General features: G+C 36.3%; 24 protein-coding genes and 1 tRNA gene. 15 read left to right on the top strand and 10 right to left on the bottom strand.

Going from position 1 to position 21,489, the window contains the following annotated elements; translation table 11 throughout:
* Window positions 1-612 carry a WbqC family protein gene (locus EA772_RS17925; RefSeq protein WP_124914381.1) on the bottom strand — a complete coding sequence of 204 codons (612 nt, stop codon included), beginning with the start codon at window positions 610-612 and terminating at the stop codon, window positions 1-3.
* Between the two features lie 38 nt (window positions 613-650).
* Between EA772_RS17925 and EA772_RS17920 the strand changes: the two genes are divergently transcribed.
* Together EA772_RS17920 and EA772_RS17915 are read left to right on the top strand one after the other, a co-directional pair.
* Entirely contained in the window at window positions 651-1,523 is an 873-nt protein-coding gene (locus EA772_RS17920; RefSeq protein WP_124914380.1) for a lysophospholipid acyltransferase family protein, read from the top strand.
* A 4-nt stretch (window positions 1,524-1,527) separates the two neighbouring features.
* A complete protein-coding gene (locus tag EA772_RS17915; protein ID WP_124914379.1) occupies window positions 1,528-2,541 on the top strand; it encodes a glycosyltransferase family 2 protein in 1,014 nt (337 codons plus the stop codon).
* Here EA772_RS17915 and EA772_RS17910 read toward each other — a convergent pair.
* Both EA772_RS17910 and aroQ read right to left on the bottom strand, forming a co-directional pair.
* Window positions 2,534-3,256 carry a TlpA disulfide reductase family protein gene (locus EA772_RS17910; RefSeq protein ID WP_010602804.1) on the bottom strand — a complete coding sequence of 241 codons (723 nt, stop codon included), beginning with the start codon at window positions 3,254-3,256 and terminating at the stop codon, window positions 2,534-2,536. The genes EA772_RS17915 and EA772_RS17910 overlap by 8 nt on opposite strands.
* Window positions 3,257-3,269: 13 nt before the next feature.
* Window positions 3,270-3,686 carry a type II 3-dehydroquinate dehydratase gene (gene aroQ, locus EA772_RS17905; RefSeq protein WP_124914378.1) on the bottom strand — a complete coding sequence of 139 codons (417 nt, stop codon included), beginning with the start codon at window positions 3,684-3,686 and terminating at the stop codon, window positions 3,270-3,272.
* 133 nt (window positions 3,687-3,819) lie between these two features.
* Here aroQ and xerD point away from each other — a divergent pair, with 133 nt between their 5' ends.
* Entirely contained in the window at window positions 3,820-4,719 is a 900-nt protein-coding gene (xerD, locus tag EA772_RS17900) for a site-specific tyrosine recombinase XerD (protein WP_124914377.1), read from the top strand.
* Window positions 4,720-4,729: 10 nt separating this feature from the next.
* Here the strand turns inward: xerD and prmC are convergent, their stop codons facing one another.
* Complete coding sequence (prmC, locus tag EA772_RS17895) at window positions 4,730-5,584, bottom strand: peptide chain release factor N(5)-glutamine methyltransferase (protein ID WP_124914376.1); 855 nt, start codon at window positions 5,582-5,584, stop codon at window positions 4,730-4,732.
* An 81-nt stretch (window positions 5,585-5,665) separates the two neighbouring features.
* Here prmC and ribD point away from each other — a divergent pair, with 81 nt between their 5' ends.
* Genes ribD through EA772_RS17875 form a run of 4 tightly spaced genes read left to right on the top strand, consistent with a single transcriptional unit; the run spans window position 5,666 to window position 9,072 of the window.
* Window positions 5,666-6,718: a bifunctional diaminohydroxyphosphoribosylaminopyrimidine deaminase/5-amino-6-(5-phosphoribosylamino)uracil reductase RibD gene (gene ribD / locus EA772_RS17890; RefSeq protein ID WP_124914375.1), complete on the top strand. Its 1,053-nt coding sequence runs from the start codon at window positions 5,666-5,668 to the stop codon at window positions 6,716-6,718.
* The gene (locus tag EA772_RS17885) at window positions 6,719-7,585 is read left to right on the top strand and encodes a DMT family transporter (protein WP_124914374.1); all 867 of its coding nucleotides are present in this window, start codon (window positions 6,719-6,721) and stop codon (window positions 7,583-7,585) included. It begins immediately after the preceding gene.
* Window positions 7,572-8,186, top strand: coding sequence for a YigZ family protein (locus EA772_RS17880; protein WP_010602810.1), 615 nt, complete (start codon window positions 7,572-7,574; stop codon window positions 8,184-8,186). Before EA772_RS17885 ends, EA772_RS17880 begins: the two co-directional genes overlap by 14 nt.
* 25 nt (window positions 8,187-8,211) lie before the next feature.
* Entirely contained in the window at window positions 8,212-9,072 is an 861-nt protein-coding gene (locus EA772_RS17875; RefSeq protein ID WP_124914373.1) for a nucleoside phosphorylase, read from the top strand.
* A gap of 39 nt (window positions 9,073-9,111) precedes the next feature.
* Here EA772_RS17875 and EA772_RS17870 read toward each other — a convergent pair whose 3' ends face one another.
* Together EA772_RS17870 and EA772_RS17865 are read right to left on the bottom strand one after the other, a co-directional pair.
* Window positions 9,112-9,507, bottom strand: a complete 396-nt coding sequence (locus EA772_RS17870; RefSeq protein ID WP_116168196.1) for a DUF1398 domain-containing protein — start codon at window positions 9,505-9,507, stop codon at window positions 9,112-9,114.
* Window positions 9,508-9,511: 4 nt separating this feature from the next.
* A complete protein-coding gene (locus tag EA772_RS17865) occupies window positions 9,512-10,558 on the bottom strand; it encodes an aldose epimerase family protein (protein WP_124914372.1) in 1,047 nt (348 codons plus the stop codon).
* Between the two features lie 75 nt (window positions 10,559-10,633).
* On the opposite strand from EA772_RS17865, the gene EA772_RS17860 reads away from it, so the two are divergent.
* The 3 genes from EA772_RS17860 (at window position 10,634) to EA772_RS17850 (ending at window position 13,876) form a co-directional block, all read left to right on the top strand.
* Window positions 10,634-11,785 carry a galactokinase gene (locus EA772_RS17860; RefSeq protein ID WP_124914371.1) on the top strand — a complete coding sequence of 384 codons (1,152 nt, stop codon included), beginning with the start codon at window positions 10,634-10,636 and terminating at the stop codon, window positions 11,783-11,785.
* A gap of 48 nt (window positions 11,786-11,833) precedes the next feature.
* Entirely contained in the window at window positions 11,834-12,364 is a 531-nt protein-coding gene (locus EA772_RS17855) for an RNA methyltransferase (RefSeq protein ID WP_124914370.1), read from the top strand.
* A gap of 231 nt (window positions 12,365-12,595) precedes the next feature.
* Window positions 12,596-13,876 carry an OmpA family protein gene (locus EA772_RS17850; protein WP_124914369.1) on the top strand — a complete coding sequence of 427 codons (1,281 nt, stop codon included), beginning with the start codon at window positions 12,596-12,598 and terminating at the stop codon, window positions 13,874-13,876.
* 163 nt (window positions 13,877-14,039) lie between these two features.
* Here the strand turns inward: EA772_RS17850 and EA772_RS17845 are convergent, their stop codons facing one another.
* The gene (locus EA772_RS17845; RefSeq protein WP_124914368.1) at window positions 14,040-15,338 is read right to left on the bottom strand and encodes a DEAD/DEAH box helicase; all 1,299 of its coding nucleotides are present in this window, start codon (window positions 15,336-15,338) and stop codon (window positions 14,040-14,042) included.
* Between the two features lie 339 nt (window positions 15,339-15,677).
* Between EA772_RS17845 and EA772_RS22155 the strand changes: the two genes are divergently transcribed.
* The 3 genes from EA772_RS22155 (at window position 15,678) to EA772_RS17840 (ending at window position 17,257) form a co-directional block, all read left to right on the top strand.
* Window positions 15,678-15,839, top strand: coding sequence for a hypothetical protein (locus EA772_RS22155; protein WP_010600296.1), 162 nt, complete (start codon window positions 15,678-15,680; stop codon window positions 15,837-15,839).
* A 7-nt stretch (window positions 15,840-15,846) separates the two neighbouring features.
* Window positions 15,847-15,918, top strand: a tRNA-Met gene (locus EA772_RS22150).
* A gap of 316 nt (window positions 15,919-16,234) precedes the next feature.
* Window positions 16,235-17,257 (top strand): LD-carboxypeptidase, encoded by a 1,023-nt coding sequence (locus EA772_RS17840; RefSeq protein ID WP_124914367.1) that lies wholly within the window; start codon window positions 16,235-16,237, stop codon window positions 17,255-17,257.
* Window positions 17,258-17,271: 14 nt separating this feature from the next.
* On the opposite strand, the gene EA772_RS17835 is transcribed toward EA772_RS17840, so the two are convergent.
* Both EA772_RS17835 and EA772_RS17830 read right to left on the bottom strand, forming a co-directional pair.
* The gene (locus EA772_RS17835; RefSeq protein ID WP_010600294.1) at window positions 17,272-18,588 is read right to left on the bottom strand and encodes a hypothetical protein; all 1,317 of its coding nucleotides are present in this window, start codon (window positions 18,586-18,588) and stop codon (window positions 17,272-17,274) included.
* A 194-nt stretch (window positions 18,589-18,782) separates the two neighbouring features.
* On the bottom strand, window positions 18,783-19,217 hold the full coding sequence (locus EA772_RS17830; RefSeq protein ID WP_010600293.1) for an Hsp20/alpha crystallin family protein: 435 nt from the start codon (window positions 19,215-19,217) through the stop codon (window positions 18,783-18,785).
* Between the two features lie 67 nt (window positions 19,218-19,284).
* Here EA772_RS17830 and EA772_RS17825 point away from each other — a divergent pair, with 67 nt between their 5' ends.
* A complete protein-coding gene (locus EA772_RS17825) occupies window positions 19,285-19,773 on the top strand; it encodes a thioesterase family protein (RefSeq protein ID WP_010600292.1) in 489 nt (162 codons plus the stop codon).
* 22 nt (window positions 19,774-19,795) lie between these two features.
* Here the strand turns inward: EA772_RS17825 and folB are convergent, their stop codons facing one another.
* A complete protein-coding gene (gene folB, locus EA772_RS17820) occupies window positions 19,796-20,164 on the bottom strand; it encodes a dihydroneopterin aldolase (RefSeq protein ID WP_124914366.1) in 369 nt (122 codons plus the stop codon).
* A 111-nt stretch (window positions 20,165-20,275) separates the two neighbouring features.
* Between folB and EA772_RS17815 the strand changes: the two genes are divergently transcribed.
* Window positions 20,276-21,466 carry an acyl-CoA dehydrogenase family protein gene (locus EA772_RS17815; protein ID WP_124914365.1) on the top strand — a complete coding sequence of 397 codons (1,191 nt, stop codon included), beginning with the start codon at window positions 20,276-20,278 and terminating at the stop codon, window positions 21,464-21,466.
* Window positions 21,467-21,489: the final 23 nt, after the last annotated feature.

Raw genomic sequence — 21,489 nt, 5'->3', positions numbered from 1 at the left:
TTATAAATATAACTTGGCTTGCGGACCTTGGTTAAATAACAAATCAACAATGCTTAAATTGGGCAAAAATTGATGTCTGTCTTCAAAAACCTGATAATATGGCTTATTGTTTAAAAACTCATCACTTTTTTTCGGATTCATCATTCCTCTAAAATCAAGTTCAGGGAGAATATTATCCTCATAGGAAATTGTAGTTTTAAGCTCAGTGTTCAATTTAAGCTTTTTACTAAGCCACTCCATCAACTCCATGTTGTAGTCGAAAAGGAATTCAAATTTTTCTTGATAAAATCGCGAAAGCTCATCTTCATAATATTCAAAATAGGCCGAACTACGATAACAAGTTTCTAAACTCAACCAATGTAACCGTTGCCAGTTAAAGTCGTAGCTGATTTTAACATCCTTCATTTTGGTATGCGTTTTTGAGCCCTTAACCAATGGAACTGTTAAATCAAGCTTTCCGTTTGGAGAATAAATGCTTGCCCGATTTCGATAGGTTTGTTTTGCTAAATGTTCATGTTTCTCAATTAAAAAATCTTGTCCTTGTTTTTGTAATAAACTAAAATAGCCTACCGGAGGAAGATAAAATAATGGAAGTATAGCTGTATTATGCATTTGAAAATTTATGTTTGTAGCTGAAACAAATAAAAATAATGATTAAAAGAGGGTTTGCGCACCTTGGCGTATTTTTTTTATACCTGGTGTCGTTGCTTCCTCTGCCCTTTCTATTTTTTTTTGCAAGATTACTATATTATCTTCTTTATTATGTAATTGGCTATAGAAAAAAAGTTGTTCGTGAGAATTTACTTAAATCTTTCCCTGAAAAATCAGCCGATCAAATCATTAAAATAGAAAAAGATTTTTTTCTTTTCCTATCGGAATTGATTTTCGAAATCATTAAAATGACTACAATTTCAAAGCAGGAAACATTGAAAAGAGTAAAATTTACCGGGCTCGAACAACTTGAAAAACATTTCAATGCCGGAGAAAGCGTATTGGCTTGTACCGGGCATTATGGTAACTGGGAGCTTGGCACCTTGGCCTTAGGCCTAAGTATCTCTGCAAAAACAATGGTCATTTATAAGCCACTTACCAATAAGATTTTCGAATCCTGGTTTAACACATTCAGAACAAAATATGGAAATGTTTTTATCGCCATGCGCCAAACTTTAAGGGGAATGGCTGCATATAAAAATGAGCCTACATTATTATGTTTTGCCAGCGACCAGGCACCAACACGTGAAGAAACCAAGTATTTTGTAGATTTTTTGCATCAGCCAACTGCTGCACTATTAGGTGTAGAGAAAATTGCGAAAGCTACAAACCGGCCAATTTATTATTTCAAGGTTAATGTCGTGAAAAAAGGCTATTACCATGTCGATGTATTGCCGATGTGTTTAAATCCTGCTTCAGCAAATGAATTTGAAATTACTAATTTGCACTTTAAATTTTTAGAAGATATTATTAAAGAACAACCTCAATACTGGCTTTGGAGCCATAAACGCTGGAAGTTTAAACCCGAATAAAAGAATGAATCCCTCAGTAGCTGTTGTAATATTAAACTGGAATGGTAAGGCATTTCTAAAACAATTTTTACCAGGAATATTACTTTCTCAATATGATAATTTGCAAATCATTGTTGGCGATAACGCATCAACTGATGATTCTGTTACTTTTTTGCAGGAACATTTTCCATCAGTAAAAATCATTCAGAACGATTTAAACTATGGTTTTGCCGGAGGATATAATAAGGTGCTCGAACGCGTAGAAGCAGAATATTTTATCCTCTTAAATTCAGATGTAGAGGTTACGCCTAACTGGATACAACCTGTTATCGATTTAATGGAAAAAGATGACAGAATTGCTGCGGCGCAACCGAAAATTAAGTGGCAACTGAATAAAAACCAGTTCGAGTATGCCGGTGCTGCAGGTGGTTATCTGGATATCTACTCCTACCCATTTTGCCGCGGACGCTTATTTAATGTTTATGAATTTGATCAAGGGCAATATAACGAGCAGAAAGAAGTTTTTTGGGCCAGCGGTGCGGCATTTTTTATTAAAAGCAGATGCTGGAAAGAAGCTGGTGGTTTAGATGCCGATCTCTTTGCGCACATGGAAGAAATTGATCTTTGCTGGAGGCTAAAGAATTTGAATTACAAAATCATGTATTGTCCTGATTCAGAAGTTTACCATGTTGGTGGTGGAACGTTGCAAACTGAGAATCCATTTAAAACTTATCTGAATTTCAGGAACAACCTGATCATCATGCAAAAAAACCTTCCCGCCGGCGATGCTATTTTTAGGATAACAATCAGGATGTGGATTGATTTTGTAGCCTGGTGGCACTTTCTTTTATCAGGAAAGCTAAAGTTTACCATGGCTGTTAGTAAAGGCCACTGGCATTTTATTAAATCAATTGCCAAGACAAATAAAAAACGTAAAGCCATTCAAAAGCCTTACACTAAACATGCTGGCGTTTACAATAATAGCGTAGTTTGGGCTTTTTTTATTAAAAAGATAAAGTATTTCAATAAGCTTACTTAGTGCTTAGTGATTCATCTATCGACTTTTTAATCCAAAGAACGGTGTTTGCTGCTAATCCATAAGTACTAAATTTAACTTTTCCACCTTTATCTATTACAACATGTGTGGGATATGAATTAATAGAATATTGATTACTTATTGGGCGGCCATTAGCAATGATAGAATATTTATAAGGATTATTTTTTAAAAATTCCTGTAATCGAACGCTATCATCTAACGCAATTGCCAAAAAAATAATATCCTTGGTGTTTTTATAAGAATCAATCATTTCATTTAAAAATGGAATTTCAATTTTACAAGGCGGACAATTTATAAACCAAAAGTTTAATACAATAATTTTGCCTTTAGCCTCTTCTAGATTAAACTGGTTTCCATTTAAATCGGTTACCTTGAATCCATCAAACTTCTTCCCCGCAGGAAATGCTAAACTCTCCTTCGGCTTAGGCATGCTAGCAAGCATTGCCTGTGTTTGTTCTGTTGTTAGTTTGTATAGTAAAAATTCAGGTTTCCCTTTATTATCATTGGTGTTTAATGATTTAACTGAATATTTTCCAGAAAACCACATCAATTTCCATTCATCATAAGCGTATATTTTTCCGTCCTCCCCTTTTACTACCGATTTTTCATTAGGCTGTAAATTTTGTAAAGATTGATTTTGGGAATAACCTGAAATCGTAAATAATATTATTGTGAGTAAGAGCGATAACTTTTTCATAAATGTTAATTTTTTAATGTATTAAACTTTCAATTGCTAAGCGATAACCTTTCATTCCAAAACCTGTTAAAACGCCCTGGCAATTTTTGCCGGTTAATGAAACATGGCGGTATTCTTCTCGAGCATAAATATTTGATACATGCACTTCAACTACCGGAGTTTTAATGGCTGCGATAGCATCGGCAATGGCGACAGAAGTATGCGTGTAGCCACCTGCATTGAGTACAATTCCATCGAAGCTAAAGCCTACTTCATGTAATTTATTAATGATTTCGCCTTCTACATTGCTTTGAAAGTATTCAATTTCTATTGATGAATAATATGCTTTCAGTTCTTTTACATAATCTTCGATGCTTGTATTGCCATAAATTGATGGTTCACGAACACCCAGCAAGTTTAGGTTTGGGCCATTAATAATTTGTATTTTCATTTTTAACGTTCTTTGTGTTGATGATGAAACAATCGAGATTTCCGAGATTTCGAAAATTTGATGATAGTTCCATAGTGGTAATCATTATTAAATATTGTAACGTTGCAATGTTATAAAAAATCTCCATAAAAACATGCTTTGGCAATCATATATTAAAGGATTTAAAGCTTACTTAAAGTTAGAACGCTCACTTTCTAGTAATTCTGTTGATGCTTATCTTAATGATATCGACAAGCTGGCGCAGTATTTTAAGTCATTAGACGAAGAACCTGCGCTGAATAATATCAAAGCTGCTGACATTAAATCATTTATCAGCTGGCTGAATGAATTGGGGATGCAGGCAACTACTCAAGCCAGAGTTATTTCGGGCCTAAAAGCTTTTTTTACTTACCTGATGCTTGAAGAAGTTGTTGATAAAGATCCGATGGCTTTAATTGAAGGACCAAAGTTGAGTAGAAAACTGCCAGATATGCTGAACATTCATGAGATTAATCAACTTATTGGTGCTATTGATGCTTCGAAACCTGAAGGCATGAGAAATAAGGCGATTATAGAAGTGCTTTATGGCTGCGGTTTGAGGGTTACGGAGTTAACAGAATTAAAAATTTCGAATTTATATCCACAGATTGAATTTATTAAAGTGATCGGTAAAGGAAACAAAGAACGATTGGTTCCGATTGGTGGCGTTGCTTTAAAACTTTTAGATATCTATATTAATTCGATCCGTGTTCACATGAATATCAAAAAAGGCAATGAAGATTATATTTTTTTAAATCGTTTTGGGGCTAAACTATCAAGAATATCAATTTTCAATTTAATTAAAAGTTTAGCGGAAAGTATTGGTTTGAAGAAAGCGATTAGTCCACACACACTTCGCCATTCGTTTGCGACCCATTTAATCGAAGGTGGTGCCGATTTAAGAGCGGTACAGGAAATGCTCGGGCACTCGAGTATTACCACAACAGAAATCTACACGCATGTAGATAGAGATTATTTACGGGAAGTAATCACCCAGTTTCACCCCAGATCCTAGGTTAGGATAATTATTTAGTAATTGTTGCTTTAAGCATTCTATCCTTGCCCTGCATATCTCGCCTTAAAACAATATCGGTAAATCCTTTTTCTTCTAACATCTGCGTAGTTTCTTTGCTAAGATATTCATTAATTTCAAAATAAAGGTTCCCCGATGGCTTGAGATTAGTTCTAGCAAAATCAGCGATTACCTTATAAAAAATTAGCGGGTCATCATCTGATACAAAAAGCGCCAGGTGTGGTTCATGCAATAAAACATTTTTATGCATTTCATCCTTCTCTAAATTTCTGATATAAGGTGGATTACTAACAATTACATCAAATTTATCTTCACTTGAAAATGCTGCAATATCAGCTACGATGAAATTGATATTGGCATCCATGATTTGTGCATTTTCTTTGGCTACGGCAATTGCTTCTGAAGATATATCAAGGGTGCTTACTATAGCGCCTGGTAAATATTTTTTTAATGAAATCGGAATGCACCCAGATCCTGTTCCAACATCAAAAATAGATAGTTCGGCTTTCGGTTTTGTTTTGCAATCGGCGATAATCCAATCCACTAACTCCTCCGTTTCCGGTCGTGGAATAAGTACATTTTGGTTTACTTTGAAAACTGATCCATAGAAATGTGCTTCACCTAAAATATGCTGTATTGGTTTTCCAATCATTAAATCATTTAAAATGCTCAGAATTTTTTGGAGATGAACAAAATCTGTCTCAATATCTCGCATCATTTTTAGTTTAACAGGCGTTAAATTAAAAACATGTTCGGCTGCTAAACCAAAAAGTGCTTTGGCTTCATCCTGATCGTAAAGGGGTTCAAGTTCTAATGCGAAATGCTCTTCTAATTCTCCAATTTTCATTTGATGCAAAATTACCTATTTGTAACCGTATCAAATCTATTTTATTAAGGCTATGATTCATTTTTTACTATTTTTGCCCACATGGTGGATGAATTTTACATTAAACGTTGTTTGGAACTGGCCTCACTTGCCATCGGAAATGTAAGTCCGAATCCTATGGTAGGATGTGTGATTGTTCATAACGGTAAAATTATTGGCGAAGGATACCACCAGAAATATGGTGAAGCCCATGCAGAGCCAAATGCAGTTAAATCAGTTATTGAGCGGTTTGGCGCAGAGGCTGAAACATTACTTCGGGAATCAACCGCTTATGTCAACCTTGAACCTTGTGCCCACTTTGGAAAAACCCCTCCCTGCGCCGATTTATTTGTAAAACATCAGCTTAAAAAAGTCGTGATAGGAAACCGCGATCCGTTCTCAGGTGTTGATGGAAGAGGTATAGAGAAATTAAAAAACGCTGGAATTGAAGTGATTAGTGGAATTCTGGATGATGAATGCCGGGAATTTAACAGGCGATTTTTCACCAGGATTCAAAAACAGCGGCCCTATATCATATTGAAATGGGCGGAAACCGCAAATGGCTATTTCGCGACTAAAGATGGTCATCAAAAATGGATTAGCGGAGCTTTGGCAAAGCGACTGGCGCATAAATGGCGAACAGAAGAAGATGCTATTCTAGTTGGGAAACAAACTGCCATCATGGATAACCCCCAATTAACGGCGAGAGAATGGCCCGGGAAAAATCCGATAAGGTTGGTTATTGATAAAAATCTTCAGGTGCCGCAAAGCAACCATATCTACAATGCTGACGCTAAAACCATCATTTTTAATGAGGTTAAAACCGATGTTGCTGGAAATATCCACTACATCCAAATGGAAGACATGCACTTCTATCTGGCACAAAAAATAGCTTTTCAACTTTATCTGATGGATGTCCAATCGGTTATTGTAGAAGGTGGTGCAAAAATCCTAACTCAATTTTTAGATACTAATCTCTGGGATGAAGCCCGTATCCTTTCCTCATCTGAACGCTGGGATGATGGCGTTCCTTCGCCTGTAATCAACGGACATTTGAAAGAACAAATTCAGGTTGGATCAGATAAACTATCTATTTACAAAAATATTTTTAACTAAATGATATACATAATTTTAAGTATCTTTTGTAGTGTTACTGTCGCGGTATTATTAAAGCTGGCGAAACGTTATGAAATTAGTATTGTTCAGGCCGTTTCGGTAAATTATTTAGCAGCATTAATACTATGCTTCCTATTTTTTAAGCCTGATATCAGCTCGGTTTCTGCGAGTGCACCCTGGCCAATTTATATCGCTCTAGCCATATTACTGCCGGGTATTTTCTTAATCCTTGCTGCATCAATCAGAAATATGGGTATCGTAAAAACTGATATTGCCCAACGCCTGTCGTTATTTATTCCCATTCTTGCTTCGTACTTCGTTTTTCAGGAGAACTTCAACTCACTCAAAATAATTGGCTTAATCATTGGTTTTCCGGCCATATTTTTAACTTTTTTAAAGAAATCAACCGAAGCTAAAAAGGACGGCAGCTGGATTTATCCTGTTAGCGTTTTTCTTGGTTTTGGTGTAATTGATGTCCTTTTTAAACAAATTGCACTTTTCAGGGCATTGCCATACACCACATCGCTTTTTACTATATTTTGTCTGGCATTTATTGTTTCACTAATCATTGTAGTCATCCTGGCGTTGTTAAAAAAGATTAAGATACAACCCATAAACCTGGTTTGTGGATTAATTTTAGGTTTGTTTAATTTTGGAAACATCCTGTTTTACATGAAGGCGCACAAAGCGTTGGTTGAGAATCCTTCCACAGTATTCGCCGCCATGAACCTTGGTGTTATTGTTTTTGGAACTTTAGTGGGTGTAATAATTTTTAAAGAGAAGCTAAACAAACTCAACTATATCGGGATTATTTTAGCACTTATTGCCGTCATCATCATAACCCTTTCGCAAAATGCTGTTCGATGATGCTTATCAAACTATAGAAAGTGCCGCAGAAGGTATTTTCAGGGATAAAGGAAGTAAATTTATCGCCTACGCCTATCCCATCCGCATGGAAGAAGAAGTGAAACCAATCCTCATTCAACTTCGTTCGGAACATCCAAAAGCGAGGCATTGGTGTTACGCTTATCGCCTTACTCCAGATCGATCGATATTTAGAGTAAACGACGATGGTGAACCATCGGGCACTGCAGGCAGGCCGATCTTAAATTGTTTGTTATCTGCAGACCTTACAAATATCCTGATTGTAGTGGTTCGGTATTTTGGGGGCACTTTATTAGGTGTTCCGGGTTTAATCAATGCTTATAAAAATGCAAGTTTGGAAGCTTTGTCTGCCGCTTCTATCATCACCAAAACCGTTAATGACTGGTATGAAGTTCATTTTGAATATTTGCAAATGAATGATGTAATGAAAGTTATCAAAGATGAAAATCTTGAAGTTTTAAATCAGCAGTTTGACACCAATTGCATCTTGAAATTTGAGGTAAGAAAGGCGCAACTGAACCAGGTTTTAAGTAAGTTTGATAAAATTGAAGATATCAAGTTAAAATATCTTCAAACTGTTTAAATCAAAACGTAAAGCATTCTAACCAATGAAAATATCTGAAAGCGATTTAATTATTAATCCTGATGGAAGTATTTATCACCTTAATCTTTTACCAGACGATGTTGCAGATACCGTAATCACTGTAGGCGATCCTGATCGTGTGGGTGAAGTAAGTAAATACTTCGATAAAGTAGATTATAAAAAAGGTAAACGAGAATTCATTACGCATACCGGATACGTAGGTAGCAAAAGAGTTACCGTACTTTCTACGGGTATTGGAACGGATAATATCGATATCGTTTTCAATGAACTTGATGCACTGGTTAATGTTGATTTTGAAACACGGGAGATAAAACCAAATTTAAAATCACTGAACATTATTCGTATCGGAACTTCTGGTGCAGTTCAGCCAGATATTTCAATGGGCACTATCTTAGCTTCGAGTTATGGTTTGGGTATGGACGCTTTGATGAATTATTATATCCAGGAAGTATCTGAAGATGAAAAAAGTTTGAAAGATGATATTTCCGCTCATTTCGGACATTTGGGGGCGATAAAGCCTTACCTGACTGCGGCGAGCAGGAGCTTGATTGATACGATTGGAAAAGATTTGCCTAAAGGAATAACGATTACTGCGCCAGGTTTTTACGCACCGCAAGGCCGGCTTGTTCGAGCAAAAAATGCTGTTCCTGATTTTATTAAATTAATAAACAGCTTTAGGAGTAACCAGCATCGCATCACAAATTTAGAAATGGAAACGGCCGGGATTTATGCTTTGGCTAAAGTGTTAGGGCATCAGGCGCTATCTGTTAATGCAATTTTAGCTAGCCGGGTAAATTTCGAATTTAGCAAAGAGCCAAATAAAATTGTAGAAAGTGCTATAAAGCTGGTATTAGAAAGAATTTAATTTCAGGCCTCGATTTTTTTAAATACGAGGCCTGAATAATTAGGCTGTTGGTATTTTTTCTTTTACCAGTTCATTTCCTTCTGTATCCAGGTAAGTACAGGTCATATGACCTAAATCAATTACCCATTTTTCCACTCCTGCATCAGCGGCCTGTTTGCAAAAGGTAAAGTAATCGGTTTCTCCCTGCTGATGTATTTTCAAGGCGTGCTCCAGCTTCGCTGCAGAAGACTCATCGTTTACAATAAGTGATGGATATTCTTCAGGGCTGGCTTGCTGCGCATTATCCTCATCATCGAAATAGATTGATAAACCGTTGGATACATAAACATCATTTCTGACTACACCCATAGCTTTAATTTCCTGAATAAACTTCGGGAAATCTGCACCAGTTTTTATTTTCGATTCTGCTGCTTTTATTTCTTCAAGACTAAACATAAATTTATTTTGTTAATGATACTTTGTAAATCGTGGTTTGCGTGTAGAGATCTTCTGGTTTTAATACAGTAGTTGGGAATTCAGGAATATTGATTCCATTAGGATGGTGTTGTGTTTCAATACAAAACGCATCGTATCCTACATAATCCTTCCCTCCTTTTCCATTCTTAACATCTACATATTTTGCTGTGTATAAGTGCGCTACCGGCTCAGTAGTATACACATTTAAAGTCAGGCCACTTTCGGTTTCGGTTGTTTTGCTTGCTAACGTCAAATCCCCGTATGTTTTATCCAATACAAAAGATTGGTCATAACCCTCAGTTTCGTCCCAATCTCTGCCAATTTCTTTTAATTTAGTAAAATCCAGCGCTGTTCCTGTAACGGGTATCAGCTTTCCGGTAACACAATAATTTTCATCCTGTTCTAAATAGTTTGATCCAAATATTTGCAACTGATGATTTTTGATGTTTCCACCGGCGGGAGCTAAATTAAAATAGCCATGATGGGTGAGATTTATGGCTGTCGCTTTATCTGTTTCAGCTTCATAACTTAATATCAATTCATCATTATCTGTTAACTCAAAAGTTAAATCGATCACTAAATTTCCTGGAAAATTTTCTTCTCCATCCTCACTTTCATACTCTAAAGTAACGGTCGATTTTTCATTATCTACCTCCACGATATCCCAAACCTTTCTATCAAAGCCTACAACACCTCCGTGTAAAGTGTCAGCGCCATTATTTTGCGCTAACTGATAAGTTTTACCATCAATTGCAAAGGTGCCATTTTTGATTCTGTTTGCGTAACGCCCAATGATCGCTCCGAAATACGGATAGTTTTTTAGATATTCGGGGTTTAAGTACTGTGCAAAATCGTCGAACCCAAGTACAATATCTTGCATTTCTCCCCTGGCATTCTGAACAATGAACTTGTTTATGATCGCACCGTAGTTAAATATTTTAACATAAGTGCCTTTGCTATTGGTGAGTTCGATTGCGATAACTTCTTCGCCATCAATAAATTTTCCTGTTGATGTTTGCTGAACGCTCATAAATTGTAACTTAGGATTTTTGTTCCTGAAACAAACATACTATTATTAGTTGCTTTTAATAAATATTTTAACCAAATGAAAATTGAACTTGACCAAAAATTTGCAGAACAATACCACAAAAATGCCGATGCTATTTATTTTAGTCCAGGTCGCGTAAATCTGATTGGTGAGCATATTGACTATAACGGCGGCCTTGTGATGCCATGTGCAATTACATTAGGTACCTGGATTGCAATTGCCCCAAACAACGATCAGAAATACAGATTTAAAAGTTTAAACTTTGATGGTGATAAAGAAGTGGAAAGTAATCGCCTCCAGGAGAAAGATGGATCTTATTGGGCAAATTATCCCATCGGCGTAATCAATGAGTTCATAAAAGATGGTAAAGAGATAAATGGGTTCGATTTTTTATACTTTGGCAATATTCCAATTGGTTCGGGATTATCATCTTCTGCATCAATTGAAATCGCAACCGCCTTTGCCCTAAATGATTATTTAAATTTAGGTTACGATAAACTTGAACTTGTGAAATTGGCCAAGCGTGTAGAAAATGAATTTATCGGACTAAATTCTGGCATTATGGATCAGTTTTCGGTAGCTTTTGGAGAAAGAAATAAGGCCATTGTATTAGATTGCGAAACACTAAAATATAAAATGGTTGATGTTGATTTAGGCAAATATGTGTTAGCCATTATCAATACTAATAAACCACGCGAACTGGCCGATTCAAAATATAACGAACGGGTTGCAGAATGCCAACAGGCTCTAAGTGTGCTGAATAAGGAAATTACGTTGCATCATCTTTGCGAGTTAAATGCAGAAAAATTTGCCCTGCATAGTCATCTCATCACAGATGATACAGTTTTGAAACGAGCCACACATGTTGTTAAAGAAAATGATCGTGTCCATTTGGCCGCTAAAGCATTAAATAGTGGAAGCCTGGATGAGTTCGGCAGATTGATGTATGCTTCTCATCAATCGTTAAAAGAATTATATGAAGTAAGCGGAGAAGAGTTAGATGCTGTTGTGTCGTTTTGTTTAGGATATGATCATGTGATAGGCGCCCGAATGACTGGTGCCGGTTTTGGCGGTTGTGCTATTGCATTACTGGAGAAAGGTTTCGAAGAGGATTTCGCAAAACACTTAACAGACTATTATGTCGACAAGATTGGTTATCCTGCCGCAATTTATGTTAGTGAAATTGGCAGTGGGCCCGTTAAACTTTAGAATATAATTATACTTTCGCAGAATTATTTTATCTGCGACTACTATAACATGAGAAAATTAAAATTAGACGAGTTAAATCGTCCGGATATTGAGGAGTTTAAAGCACAGGAAAAACTGCCTGTTGTAGCGGTTTTAGATAATGTTCGCAGCATGCATAATGTAGGTTCTATTTTTCGAACCGCTGATGGCTTCGCTTTAGAAAAGGTAATACTTTGCGGTATTACAGCTCAACCGCCACATCGCGAAATCGAAAAAACGGCTTTGGGCGCTACGCAATCCGTAGACTGGCTATACTACCCTACTACAATAGGAGCTGTTGATACCTTACGTCAAGCAGGATATGAAATTATCGCCATCGAACAAGCGGAGAACAGTACGATGTTAAACACTTTTAAACCTGATCCTTCCAAAAAATACGCTTTAATTTTCGGAAATGAGGTGGATGGCGTTAACGATGACGTAATGTTAAAAATTGATGAATGTGTTGAAATACCGCAATTCGGAACCAAGCATTCCTTTAATATTGTTATCTCTGCTGGAATAGTTTTCTGGGATTTTTTTGCAAAATTGAAGCTTTAGGATATCCTTATTTTTTAATGCTAATCTAATTTTTGTATACAATTCTATACACCTAAAGTCTTGCAATTGGGGTTTAGGTAACTTTTTTGTGAAGTTAATTTTCGATCATAAACTTCTGATAACATGTGATTTGCGAAGCATTTATTGCTTTTGGCAAGGTTTTTTCTTAGTGGATGCAAAACAGTATGTTATAAAAACTGTTAAGAGACTATTATTTATAAAACGAAAAACATGAATTCGAGAATTACAAAATCAACAATGTTGGTTGCCCTGTTGGGATTATCATCACAATTATTTGCACAAGAAACACCTACTACAACCAGTAGATTTGGTAAACAATCTTTAAGAACCTGGAGTGTTGGTGCTCACGGAGGTATCTTAAGCCAAAATACTTTTTTAGGTGGTGGTAGTGTAGATGCGAGAGAATTTAAAAGTATCGGTTACGGTGCTTTCATCAAAAAACAAATCCTTCCGGCTTTAGGTTTACAAGCAGACTTTTTACGTGGAGAAATGAAAACTGCAAATGCTTTTGGAAGTTTAGAGCAGAAAAACAGCATCTCTTGGTCTGGATCATTAACAGCAGTATTAAACATTGCTAACTTCAGTTTAAATACGGAGAATGCAGTGTTAATCCCTTATGTTAAAGCGGGTGCTGGTTATATGTCTTCAGATTCACAGATTGGAACTACTGAAGTATTCAACGGTAGAGAAGGTTGGTTTATCCCAACTGGTGTTGGTTTTAAATTAGGTGTTGCAAAAGGAATTAACCTTGATTTTGGTTATGATATCAACTTCATCAAATCTTCTCCAACAGTTAAATCTGCTTACAACGAAAGCAGATTCTCTTATGCACACGCAGGTTTAGAATTTGCATTAGGAAACAAAGAAAATTCACAATTACAAAACTACAGTGCTATTGCTGATTTACGTAAACAAAGTGCTGAAGAAAGTGCTGAGTTAAGAAGAGCATTATCTACTGCTGAGCAAAATGCACAACGTGACAGAGATCAATATGCTAAAGATTTAGCTGATGATGATAACGATGGTGTTGCTAACAAATTTGATAAATGCCCTGGAACACCAACAGGTACTGTTGTAGATGGTTCTGGTTGCCCAATCAAAGTTCAACGTGAAATTATCAGAGAAACTAAAGTAATTACTGAAGAAGATCGTAAAGTTGTTAAAGATGCAATTTCTAACTTAGAATTTGATTTAGGTAAATCTACTATCCGTTCTAAATCATATGCTTCATTAAACAGAGTTGCTGGTTTATTGGTAGAGAAAAACTTTAGCTTAAAATTAGCTGGTCACACAGATAACACTGGTGGTAGAGAGTTAAACTTACGTTTATCTAAAGAAAGAGCTGAATCAGTAAAAGCTTATTTAGTATCTCAAGGTGCTAATGCTTCAAGAATCGAAGCTACTGGTTACGGACCTGATCAACCAATTTCTACAAACAAAACTGCTGCCGGTCGTCAAGAAAACCGTCGTGTAGAGTTTACATTATACTAGTCAATAGTTAAATGAAATAGAAAAGCCCCGATGAAAATCGGGGCTTTTTGCGTTGAATAATCTTTATTATCATCTTGAAGCGTGTCATGCTAGCCCGTCTAAGCACATTTAGTTATGTACCTTAACGAACTCAAGCAAGAAAATTACAAATGGGTTTTGAGGGTTAAGACAAGCCCTTTTTGTTTTTATAAGTCATTTTGGCTTTGGTACCAGCGCTGTAATTATAGTTTTTCAAATTACTAGCCTTCTTCTCATGAAAAGCTGCACCTCGATCAGAAGTATCTTCATCCTCATCTTTTTTCTTTTTCTTAGGCTTAGCTCCAGCATCAACAATTTTTAAATCTTCGGGCAACTCCATTATGTCCATACGTTGGCCAATGGCTTGCTCAATTTTCTTAACTTCGATCAGTTCGATATCAGTTGAAAATGTAATCGCAACTACCTCTTCCTCATCTTGCTTCACAATACGCTGAATTAGAGTTTCCTTTTGTTCCGGTAATTCGAAATGTAAAATGAATGGAATACCCTGGATATCTAAATCACCCAAATTTTCATTAGCTACAATTAAAACTCGGGCTTCAGGATTAGCTTTGAAGTCTTCAATATCATCATAACCTTTATCATCGAAAAACAAAGAACGATAAATACTGATTTCGCCCTCTTTAGGATTATTAAAGTTTTTATAAACGGTTTGAGCCGTTAACCGGGTATTGACAAAAACCACAACCTTATCAAAAAATTCCGCATCATTTAACAATAAGGTTAATAGGTTCAACTTTGTCCTGAAATTCGGAACATGGTATAGCATCTGCGGATAAACCTCTGCCTGCTTTTCACCAATTTCATCCACCTCAATAGTTGAGGTAGAATCTTTCATGAAAGGTGCAATCATATGATTTAATTTTTCATGCATCACCTCAGTAAATACAATATGTTGCGATTTGTAGGCGCTATTTGCCAGTTCGACCACCGGAAGCTGCAAACCTTTTTTTACGATGAGTTCGGCATTGTCTACAATAAATAACTGAATCTTGTTTGTGTTCAGTGCTAGTTTTAAATATAAAGCTCTGGCCCGATCTGGTACCGCAACTATAATATCACAACCATCAGTTATTTCATTCATTTGTGTATCTACAGCACCACGACTATCTATACCTAAAATCCGGAATGTGCTATTTCTATTTAATAACTTAAACTGTTCCAAAACGTGATCAACATGTTCAGCATCAGGTACTAAAATCAGGGCTCTTGGCGCTTCTTCAAAAGCGTATTTCAGCTTCATTAAAGTCGCTAAAACGTAAGTTGTTGTTTTTCCTGCCCCCTCTGGTCCTACCGCAATAACATCCTGGCCACCTAAAATTCGCGACATCGTTTTAGCCTGGATTTCTTTTGGGGTTAAAAATCCTGCCTCAGTCATGGCTGCTACAAGTGGTTTACTCAGTTTTAATTTTTCTAATGACACGCTTATATTTTTATGTTTTGAAATGCAAATATCCTTAAAATAATTAGCTTTCGAGAATTGAATTTTAAGGCTTCAAAATGATTTCAGCTTATAACTTATATTTGTCTGATCTTTAGATTTCGAAAGTTAAAAACCCTTTTCCGGTTGTGGAGTTGCTTCAGTTTAGTATTTGATTTTTATTGCGCCCGAGCATGTTAAATTTATTTACTTGATAATCAAATCATTAAATATAAATCTAAAATAAACCCTACTAATTCTATAGATATTATATACTTATTTATATATTTGCCTCAACATGAATCATTAACTAAAATATGTTGAACAATTAAACGCTAAATCATGTCAATCTATTTTCAATATCCAGCAATAGATGAATATCCAAACTTTAACTACCCGTTAAAAATTGAAGTTGACGATAAAAATATTTCAGTTGATGAAGATAAACTAAATCAAGAACATATTGCTGCATTGAAGGATTTTTTAGCGTTAAAACCAGTTTAGCATTTACGGCCAGTTGACCGATTGGAAGGTAGCGGTTTCATAAACCTGTAGATAATGGTTCGAATCCATTACTAGGCCGCAAAGTGTTCTCATAACACTTTCATCCTGACTCCTGCTCGAGATCAGGTAAGATTTGGTTATCTTATATTTGTTTTGTTGTTAGCAAAGGCTATCCGCGATGGGTAGCCTTCATTTTTTATAGTCGCCACCAATAAAATAAAAATATCAAAACATTCTAGTTACTTATCGGTTATTTACATAATTCACATTATACTAATCTTTTACAGATTAATTTGTTTGGTTTAAAAAAGGGATTTATGGATATAAATCCCTTTTCTTTTATCCCAAAATTTTATGTCTTATATTAGCCCCACTAATCATTATTCACCTTCTAAATGAACAGAAAACATTTTCTTTCTTCGTTTATTGCAGCTGCAAGCTTAGTCCCGTCGTTTAAAATTTTTGCTAATACTATAGAGAATGAAGGTCGGTCGTTTAAAGTTCCACCATATTTAAAACCTGGAGATACCATTGGGATCACCAGTCCGGCAGGATTTATCACTACGGAGCAAGTTCGACCATCTGTGTTGCAAATGGAAAGTTGGGGATTTAAGGTTAAAATAGGAGAAGCTATTGGGAAGCGTGATTTCACCTTTGGTGGTACAGACTTTGAAAGGCTGGCAGATTTTCAGAAAATGATGGATGATCCGAATATTAAAGCCATCATGTGTGCCCGCGGTGGTTACGGCTTTGTCCGCATTATCGATCAACTGGATTTTTCTTCATTTAAAAATAACCCGAAATGGATTATTGGTTTCAGTGATGTTACTGTTATGCACTGTCACCTATCAAGGAATTACGGCATCGCCTCCATTCATTCCAAAATGTGCAATAGTTTCCCTGATGATTGGGGAAAAGCCGAATCGATCCAAATTGAAACAATTCTTTCTATAAAAAATGCATTGCTTGGTGAACAAATGGGATATAAGGCCCCTGCCAATTTAAATAATAGATTGGGTAAAGTAGAGGGAATTGTGGTTGGTGGTAACTTGAGCATTATAGAAACGTTAGCCGGTAGTCACTCTGATTTAGATGCTAAAAATAGGATATTATTCATTGAAGATACAGGCGAATATTTGTACAGTATAGATAGGATGCTCTGGAACCTGAAGCGCAGCGAAAAATTAAAAAACCTAAAAGGGTTAATTATCGGAGGTTTCAAAGTTAAACCTGATGATGCCGGCGAAGAGTTTGGTAAAACAATCTATGATATAGTTCTGGAAAAGGTAAAAGAATATAATTATCCAGTTGCTTTCGATTTTCCTGTCGGCCACCAACGGAACAATTTTGCTTTAAAATGTGGGGTTACTCACGTTTTGGAAGTAAGCAATAGCGGTTCAATGTTGAGATCGGTTTAATACTATTCAAAACACTAAACTGTTTTTACCTCGTCATCAGCATAATCCTCAATATCAGTTATATATCCATTAATCAGTAGGAAATCGAAAAGCGGTTTAGCTTCAGGTGTAACCGGCATGTTAGAAGTTGTAACCACTTCATTCGTTTTTTTATCTAAAAATGGATAGGCAAATAAACGAACATTCGTATTAAACATATCATTTACATAACTTAACAGCTGCCCTGAATAATTTTCGCCTTTGAAATTTGTAGAGTTAAATACAAACTTAAGGTTGTTAATATTGGTAGCTAAGCCGACGCTTTTAGGTTTGCAACGAGCCAGATATTTTGCCAAACGATTATGACGGGTAAAGTTAGATACGATTACAATATTTCCGGTATCGCACATCTCCTGAGTACGTTTGGCAACCGACTCCAAATCGATATCATCAGGCGTTTCCTGGTCGTCAGTTAGCACATTGGTTAATAAAACCTCAATCATCACGGCCAAATTCCCGTCTTCAACCTTGTTAGTGCGCTTAAATTGATCGGTAGCCTTATTAAATAAATTGAAGTTAGGTAATGATTTCTGGCCATATTTGGTCCTTAAAATCATGATGTCTTTTTTGTACAGCAAATCTTTAGCCTGACGTGGATGGGCATCAGCATCAAAAATTGCCGCTGCCGAGAAATCCTTCATAATCATATAAAGATTAAGCAAGATATTGTCAACTTCAGGAAAGGCAGGTCCCTTAACAGAAATTAAATCAATTTCTACAGACCCAATAGTTAGGTTATCAGCTAAGGATTCGACCATTAACTTTGGATCCTGATAATGATAAAATGCTGCATAAAGCAGGTTTACGCCAATTATGCCTAAAACACGTTGCTGCATATTTACATCCGTATCGAGCAAGCGTACATGAAAAAATATCTCATTTGGATAACCGCCTGGTTCATTCTGGAAACGAAGTCCTACCCAGCCGTGAGGCTCATTTGTACGTTTGTAGTTTAAAGTGGTAACGGTATCTGCAAAAGCGAAAAATGTCCTGCTCTCATACTTTTCACCTGATAAACGTTCGTTAAGCAAGCCAAATTCATGATCAAGCATTTGCAGCAGTCGGTTTTGTGATACATACCTACCATTGGTTTCAGCGCCATAAATGGCATCGCTAAATGTCATATCGTATGCTGACATGGTTTTTGCTACCGTTCCGGATGCTGCACCAGCATTAAAAAAGTTCCTTGAAACTTCCTGCCCTGCTCCGATCTCAGCAAAAGTGCCATAAATGCGGGGATCGAGGTTTATTTTTAATGCCTTACGTTTAGTGTCCAGAATTTCTCTTACCATTCGGCAAAAGTACAAAAATCGTTTATTAGTTCCATTTGAAAATATCCCGTTTAAAAATTGGTCTAAATTTACAACCAGGGCGGTATGGCATATGAACTATTTGATGCAAAAAAATAAGGTTAATGCCATCCAGCATTAACCTTATAAAACCTAAACTTAAACTATTATGAAAACCCTCTTTCGAGAATATTTTGTTATGAAACTACGATTTCTTTATGTTGTAGCTTACTATCATCTTTTTTGCTGATGTTAATATTTAAAATGCCGTCTTTGTATTCAGCAGTAATTCGATCACCGTCGGCAGTATCAGGTAAATTAAACGACCTTGCAAATGAACTGTAGTCGAACTCTTTACGTGTAAAATCTTTAGCAACCTGAGTTTCATCTTTTTTAACTTCTGCCCAAACGGAAAGGGTGTCTTTCTTTAAGTTAATTTGGAAATCCTCCTTTTTTAGGCCAGGTGCAGCCAATTCAATGATGAAGGCGTTCTCGTTCTCGTAAATATTTACGTTTGGAGATTTATCAACCATTTTGTTTTTAGTTACCGCATCGCTAAACAATGAATCGAAAACATTGTTAAAGTATGGAGCTGTGTGGCGTGTTCTGTTGTTAAAATTTACTAGTGTCATATCTCTAATTTTTTATTTTTTATTTGATATTAACCTCTATTCAACTTATATACCAAACCAAATTTTTATGATTTTTAAGACATTATGGCAAAATATTTCAAAATCAAAAGACAAACTGGCAGATATCCGCGATTTTTCCGACAAGTTCAACTATAAAACGAATATCCACTTGCGCTTTGTAGATTTCGATATGATGGGTCATGTGAATAATTCTGTTTATTTTACCTATCTGGAAATCGCCAGGACAAAATATTGGGAAGAGATTGTGAACTGGGATTGGAAGAAAACAGGTATTGTAATCGCACATGCGGAAATTGATTATATATTACCGATCGTAATGAATGATAAGATAGCAGTGCATGTAAAAACTTCCAGAATCGGAAACACGAGTTTCGACTTGGAATATCAAATCGTAAAGATAAAAGGCAGTGAAGAAGTGATTTGCAGCAAAGGGAAAACGGTTTGCATCGCAGTTGACTACACCACGAGCAGGCCAACTACTATTCCAGAAGCAGAAAGACAAAAAATGCTTGGCTTCGAACAACTAAACAAATAATACTTATTGTAAAAGCTTTTTACTATTTTTCTGTTTGATAACTGAGTTGAACAAAGGAATGCCCCACCTGGCCAGGCATTGGCGGGTTAAGCTTTTTAATGCTTACCTCTACCCTTTCCACAAATGGGTATAACGCAATAACTTTATTGATGATATTATTTAGAACAGTTTCCAGAAGCTTTTGTGTGTTTCTCATTTCTTCCAGTATAATTTGGTTTAAGTCTTCATAGTTTACTGTTTGAGCCAACTCATCGTCAAACCCTATGGGCAAGAAAGTTGTTTCTAAATCGACAATAAAATGATTGCCCGTAAGCTGCTCTTCAGAATAGAAGCCATGCAACGCGAAACATTTCACATCTTTTAAAGCAACAGTTTGTTTGAATGGATTCATCTATATAATATATGGATCAAAATTAATTTTTTATCTGCGAATATAATGCTCATTGCTGTAAATTGTTACCTTTGAAATGAACGGATTTCTTAACCAGATAAAAGAACTTAAATGAGCATATCAACCAAAAAAGACCTATACGAAGCTCCAGACTACTATTTGTTAGATGAATTATTAACAGATGAGCATAAATTAATCAGGGATACGGCCAGGGAATGGGTGAAAAAAGAAGTGAGTCCAATCATTGAAGATTATGCGCAAAAAGCCGAATTTCCAAAACATTTAGTTAAAGGATTAGCTGATATTGGCGCATTTGGTCCGACGATCCCAGTTGAATATGGTGGAGCAGGTTTAGATTACACAGCATATGGAATTTTGATGCAGGAAATTGAACGTGGGGATTCTGGCATCCGATCAACTGCTTCTGTGCAAGGTTCGTTAGTAATGTATCCAATTTATGCCTATGGAAGTGAAGATCAACGTAAAAAATATCTTCCAAAGTTAGCTAGCGGTGAACTAATGGGCTGTTTCGGGTTAACTGAGCCTGATCATGGTTCAAATCCAGGCGGGATGGTTACCAATATTAAAGATGCTGGCTCGCACTATATATTAAATGGTGCTAAAATGTGGATCAGCAACGCACCTTTTGCTGATATTGCAGTGGTGTGGGCAAAAGATGAGTCGGGCAAAATTAGAGGTATGGTAGTTGAACGTGGAATGGATGGCTTTACAACTCCAGAAACCCATAATAAATGGAGTTTACGTGCTTCAGCAACAGGTGAGCTGGTATTTGATAATGTTCAGGTTCCGAAAGAAAATGTTTTTCCGGAAATTAGTGGCTTAAAAGGTCCATTAGGTTGTTTGAACCAGGCCCGTTATGGCATTGCATGGGGTGCTTTAGGCGCTGCTATGGATTGTTATGATACAGCTTTACGCTATTCAAAAGAAAGGATACAATTTGGGAAACCTATTGGCGGTTTCCAGTTACAGCAAAAAAAACTGGCTGAGATGGTAACGGAAATTACTAAGGGACAACTTTTAGTGTGGCGGCTTGGTGTGCTTAAAAGTGAAAACCGAGCCACTGCCGAACAGATATCAATGGCTAAAAGAAATAGTGTTGAGGTTGCGCTGGATATAGCCAGAAATGCCCGTCAAATGCTTGGTGGAATGGGTATTACCGGTGAATATTCTATTATGCGCCACATGATGAATCTTGAATCTGTAGTTACTTACGAGGGTACTCATGATATTCATTTACTAATTACCGGAATGGATGTAACAGGCATAAACGCTTTTAAATAAAATAGAACTAGAAAAATATTGAG

The sequence above is a fragment of the Pedobacter sp. G11 genome (assembly GCF_003860265.1).
In the GTDB taxonomy this organism is placed as follows: Bacteria; Bacteroidota; Bacteroidia; order Sphingobacteriales; family Sphingobacteriaceae; genus Pedobacter; species Pedobacter agri.
The sequence above is the reverse complement of the archived record's forward strand: the minus strand, read 5'-3'. Positions and strand labels throughout refer to the sequence as shown.

Coding starts and splice junctions, on each gene's coding strand:
- EA772_RS17925 (WP_124914381.1), bottom strand. CDS start 612: ATGCATAATACAGCTATACTTCCATTATTTTATCTTCCTCCGGTAGGC.
- EA772_RS17920 (WP_124914380.1), top strand. CDS start 651: ATGATTAAAAGAGGGTTTGCGCACCTTGGCGTATTTTTTTTATACCTG.
- EA772_RS17915 (WP_124914379.1), top strand. CDS start 1,528: ATGAATCCCTCAGTAGCTGTTGTAATATTAAACTGGAATGGTAAGGCA.
- EA772_RS17910 (WP_010602804.1), bottom strand. CDS start 3,256: ATGAAAAAGTTATCGCTCTTACTCACAATAATATTATTTACGATTTCA.
- aroQ (WP_124914378.1), bottom strand. CDS start 3,686: ATGAAAATACAAATTATTAATGGCCCAAACCTAAACTTGCTGGGTGTT.
- xerD (WP_124914377.1), top strand. CDS start 3,820: ATGCTTTGGCAATCATATATTAAAGGATTTAAAGCTTACTTAAAGTTA.
- prmC (WP_124914376.1), bottom strand. CDS start 5,584: ATGAAAATTGGAGAATTAGAAGAGCATTTCGCATTAGAACTTGAACCC.
- ribD (WP_124914375.1), top strand. CDS start 5,666: ATGGTGGATGAATTTTACATTAAACGTTGTTTGGAACTGGCCTCACTT.
- EA772_RS17885 (WP_124914374.1), top strand. CDS start 6,719: ATGATATACATAATTTTAAGTATCTTTTGTAGTGTTACTGTCGCGGTA.
- EA772_RS17880 (WP_010602810.1), top strand. CDS start 7,572: ATGCTGTTCGATGATGCTTATCAAACTATAGAAAGTGCCGCAGAAGGT.
- EA772_RS17875 (WP_124914373.1), top strand. CDS start 8,212: ATGAAAATATCTGAAAGCGATTTAATTATTAATCCTGATGGAAGTATT.
- EA772_RS17870 (WP_116168196.1), bottom strand. CDS start 9,507: ATGTTTAGTCTTGAAGAAATAAAAGCAGCAGAATCGAAAATAAAAACT.
- EA772_RS17865 (WP_124914372.1), bottom strand. CDS start 10,558: ATGAGCGTTCAGCAAACATCAACAGGAAAATTTATTGATGGCGAAGAA.
- EA772_RS17860 (WP_124914371.1), top strand. CDS start 10,634: ATGAAAATTGAACTTGACCAAAAATTTGCAGAACAATACCACAAAAAT.
- EA772_RS17855 (WP_124914370.1), top strand. CDS start 11,834: ATGAGAAAATTAAAATTAGACGAGTTAAATCGTCCGGATATTGAGGAG.
- EA772_RS17850 (WP_124914369.1), top strand. CDS start 12,596: ATGAATTCGAGAATTACAAAATCAACAATGTTGGTTGCCCTGTTGGGA.
- EA772_RS22155 (WP_010600296.1), top strand. CDS start 15,678: ATGTCAATCTATTTTCAATATCCAGCAATAGATGAATATCCAAACTTT.
- EA772_RS17840 (WP_124914367.1), top strand. CDS start 16,235: ATGAACAGAAAACATTTTCTTTCTTCGTTTATTGCAGCTGCAAGCTTA.
- EA772_RS17835 (WP_010600294.1), bottom strand. CDS start 18,588: ATGGTAAGAGAAATTCTGGACACTAAACGTAAGGCATTAAAAATAAAC.
- EA772_RS17830 (WP_010600293.1), bottom strand. CDS start 19,217: ATGACACTAGTAAATTTTAACAACAGAACACGCCACACAGCTCCATAC.
- EA772_RS17825 (WP_010600292.1), top strand. CDS start 19,285: ATGATTTTTAAGACATTATGGCAAAATATTTCAAAATCAAAAGACAAA.
- folB (WP_124914366.1), bottom strand. CDS start 20,164: ATGAATCCATTCAAACAAACTGTTGCTTTAAAAGATGTGAAATGTTTC.
- EA772_RS17815 (WP_124914365.1), top strand. CDS start 20,276: ATGAGCATATCAACCAAAAAAGACCTATACGAAGCTCCAGACTACTAT.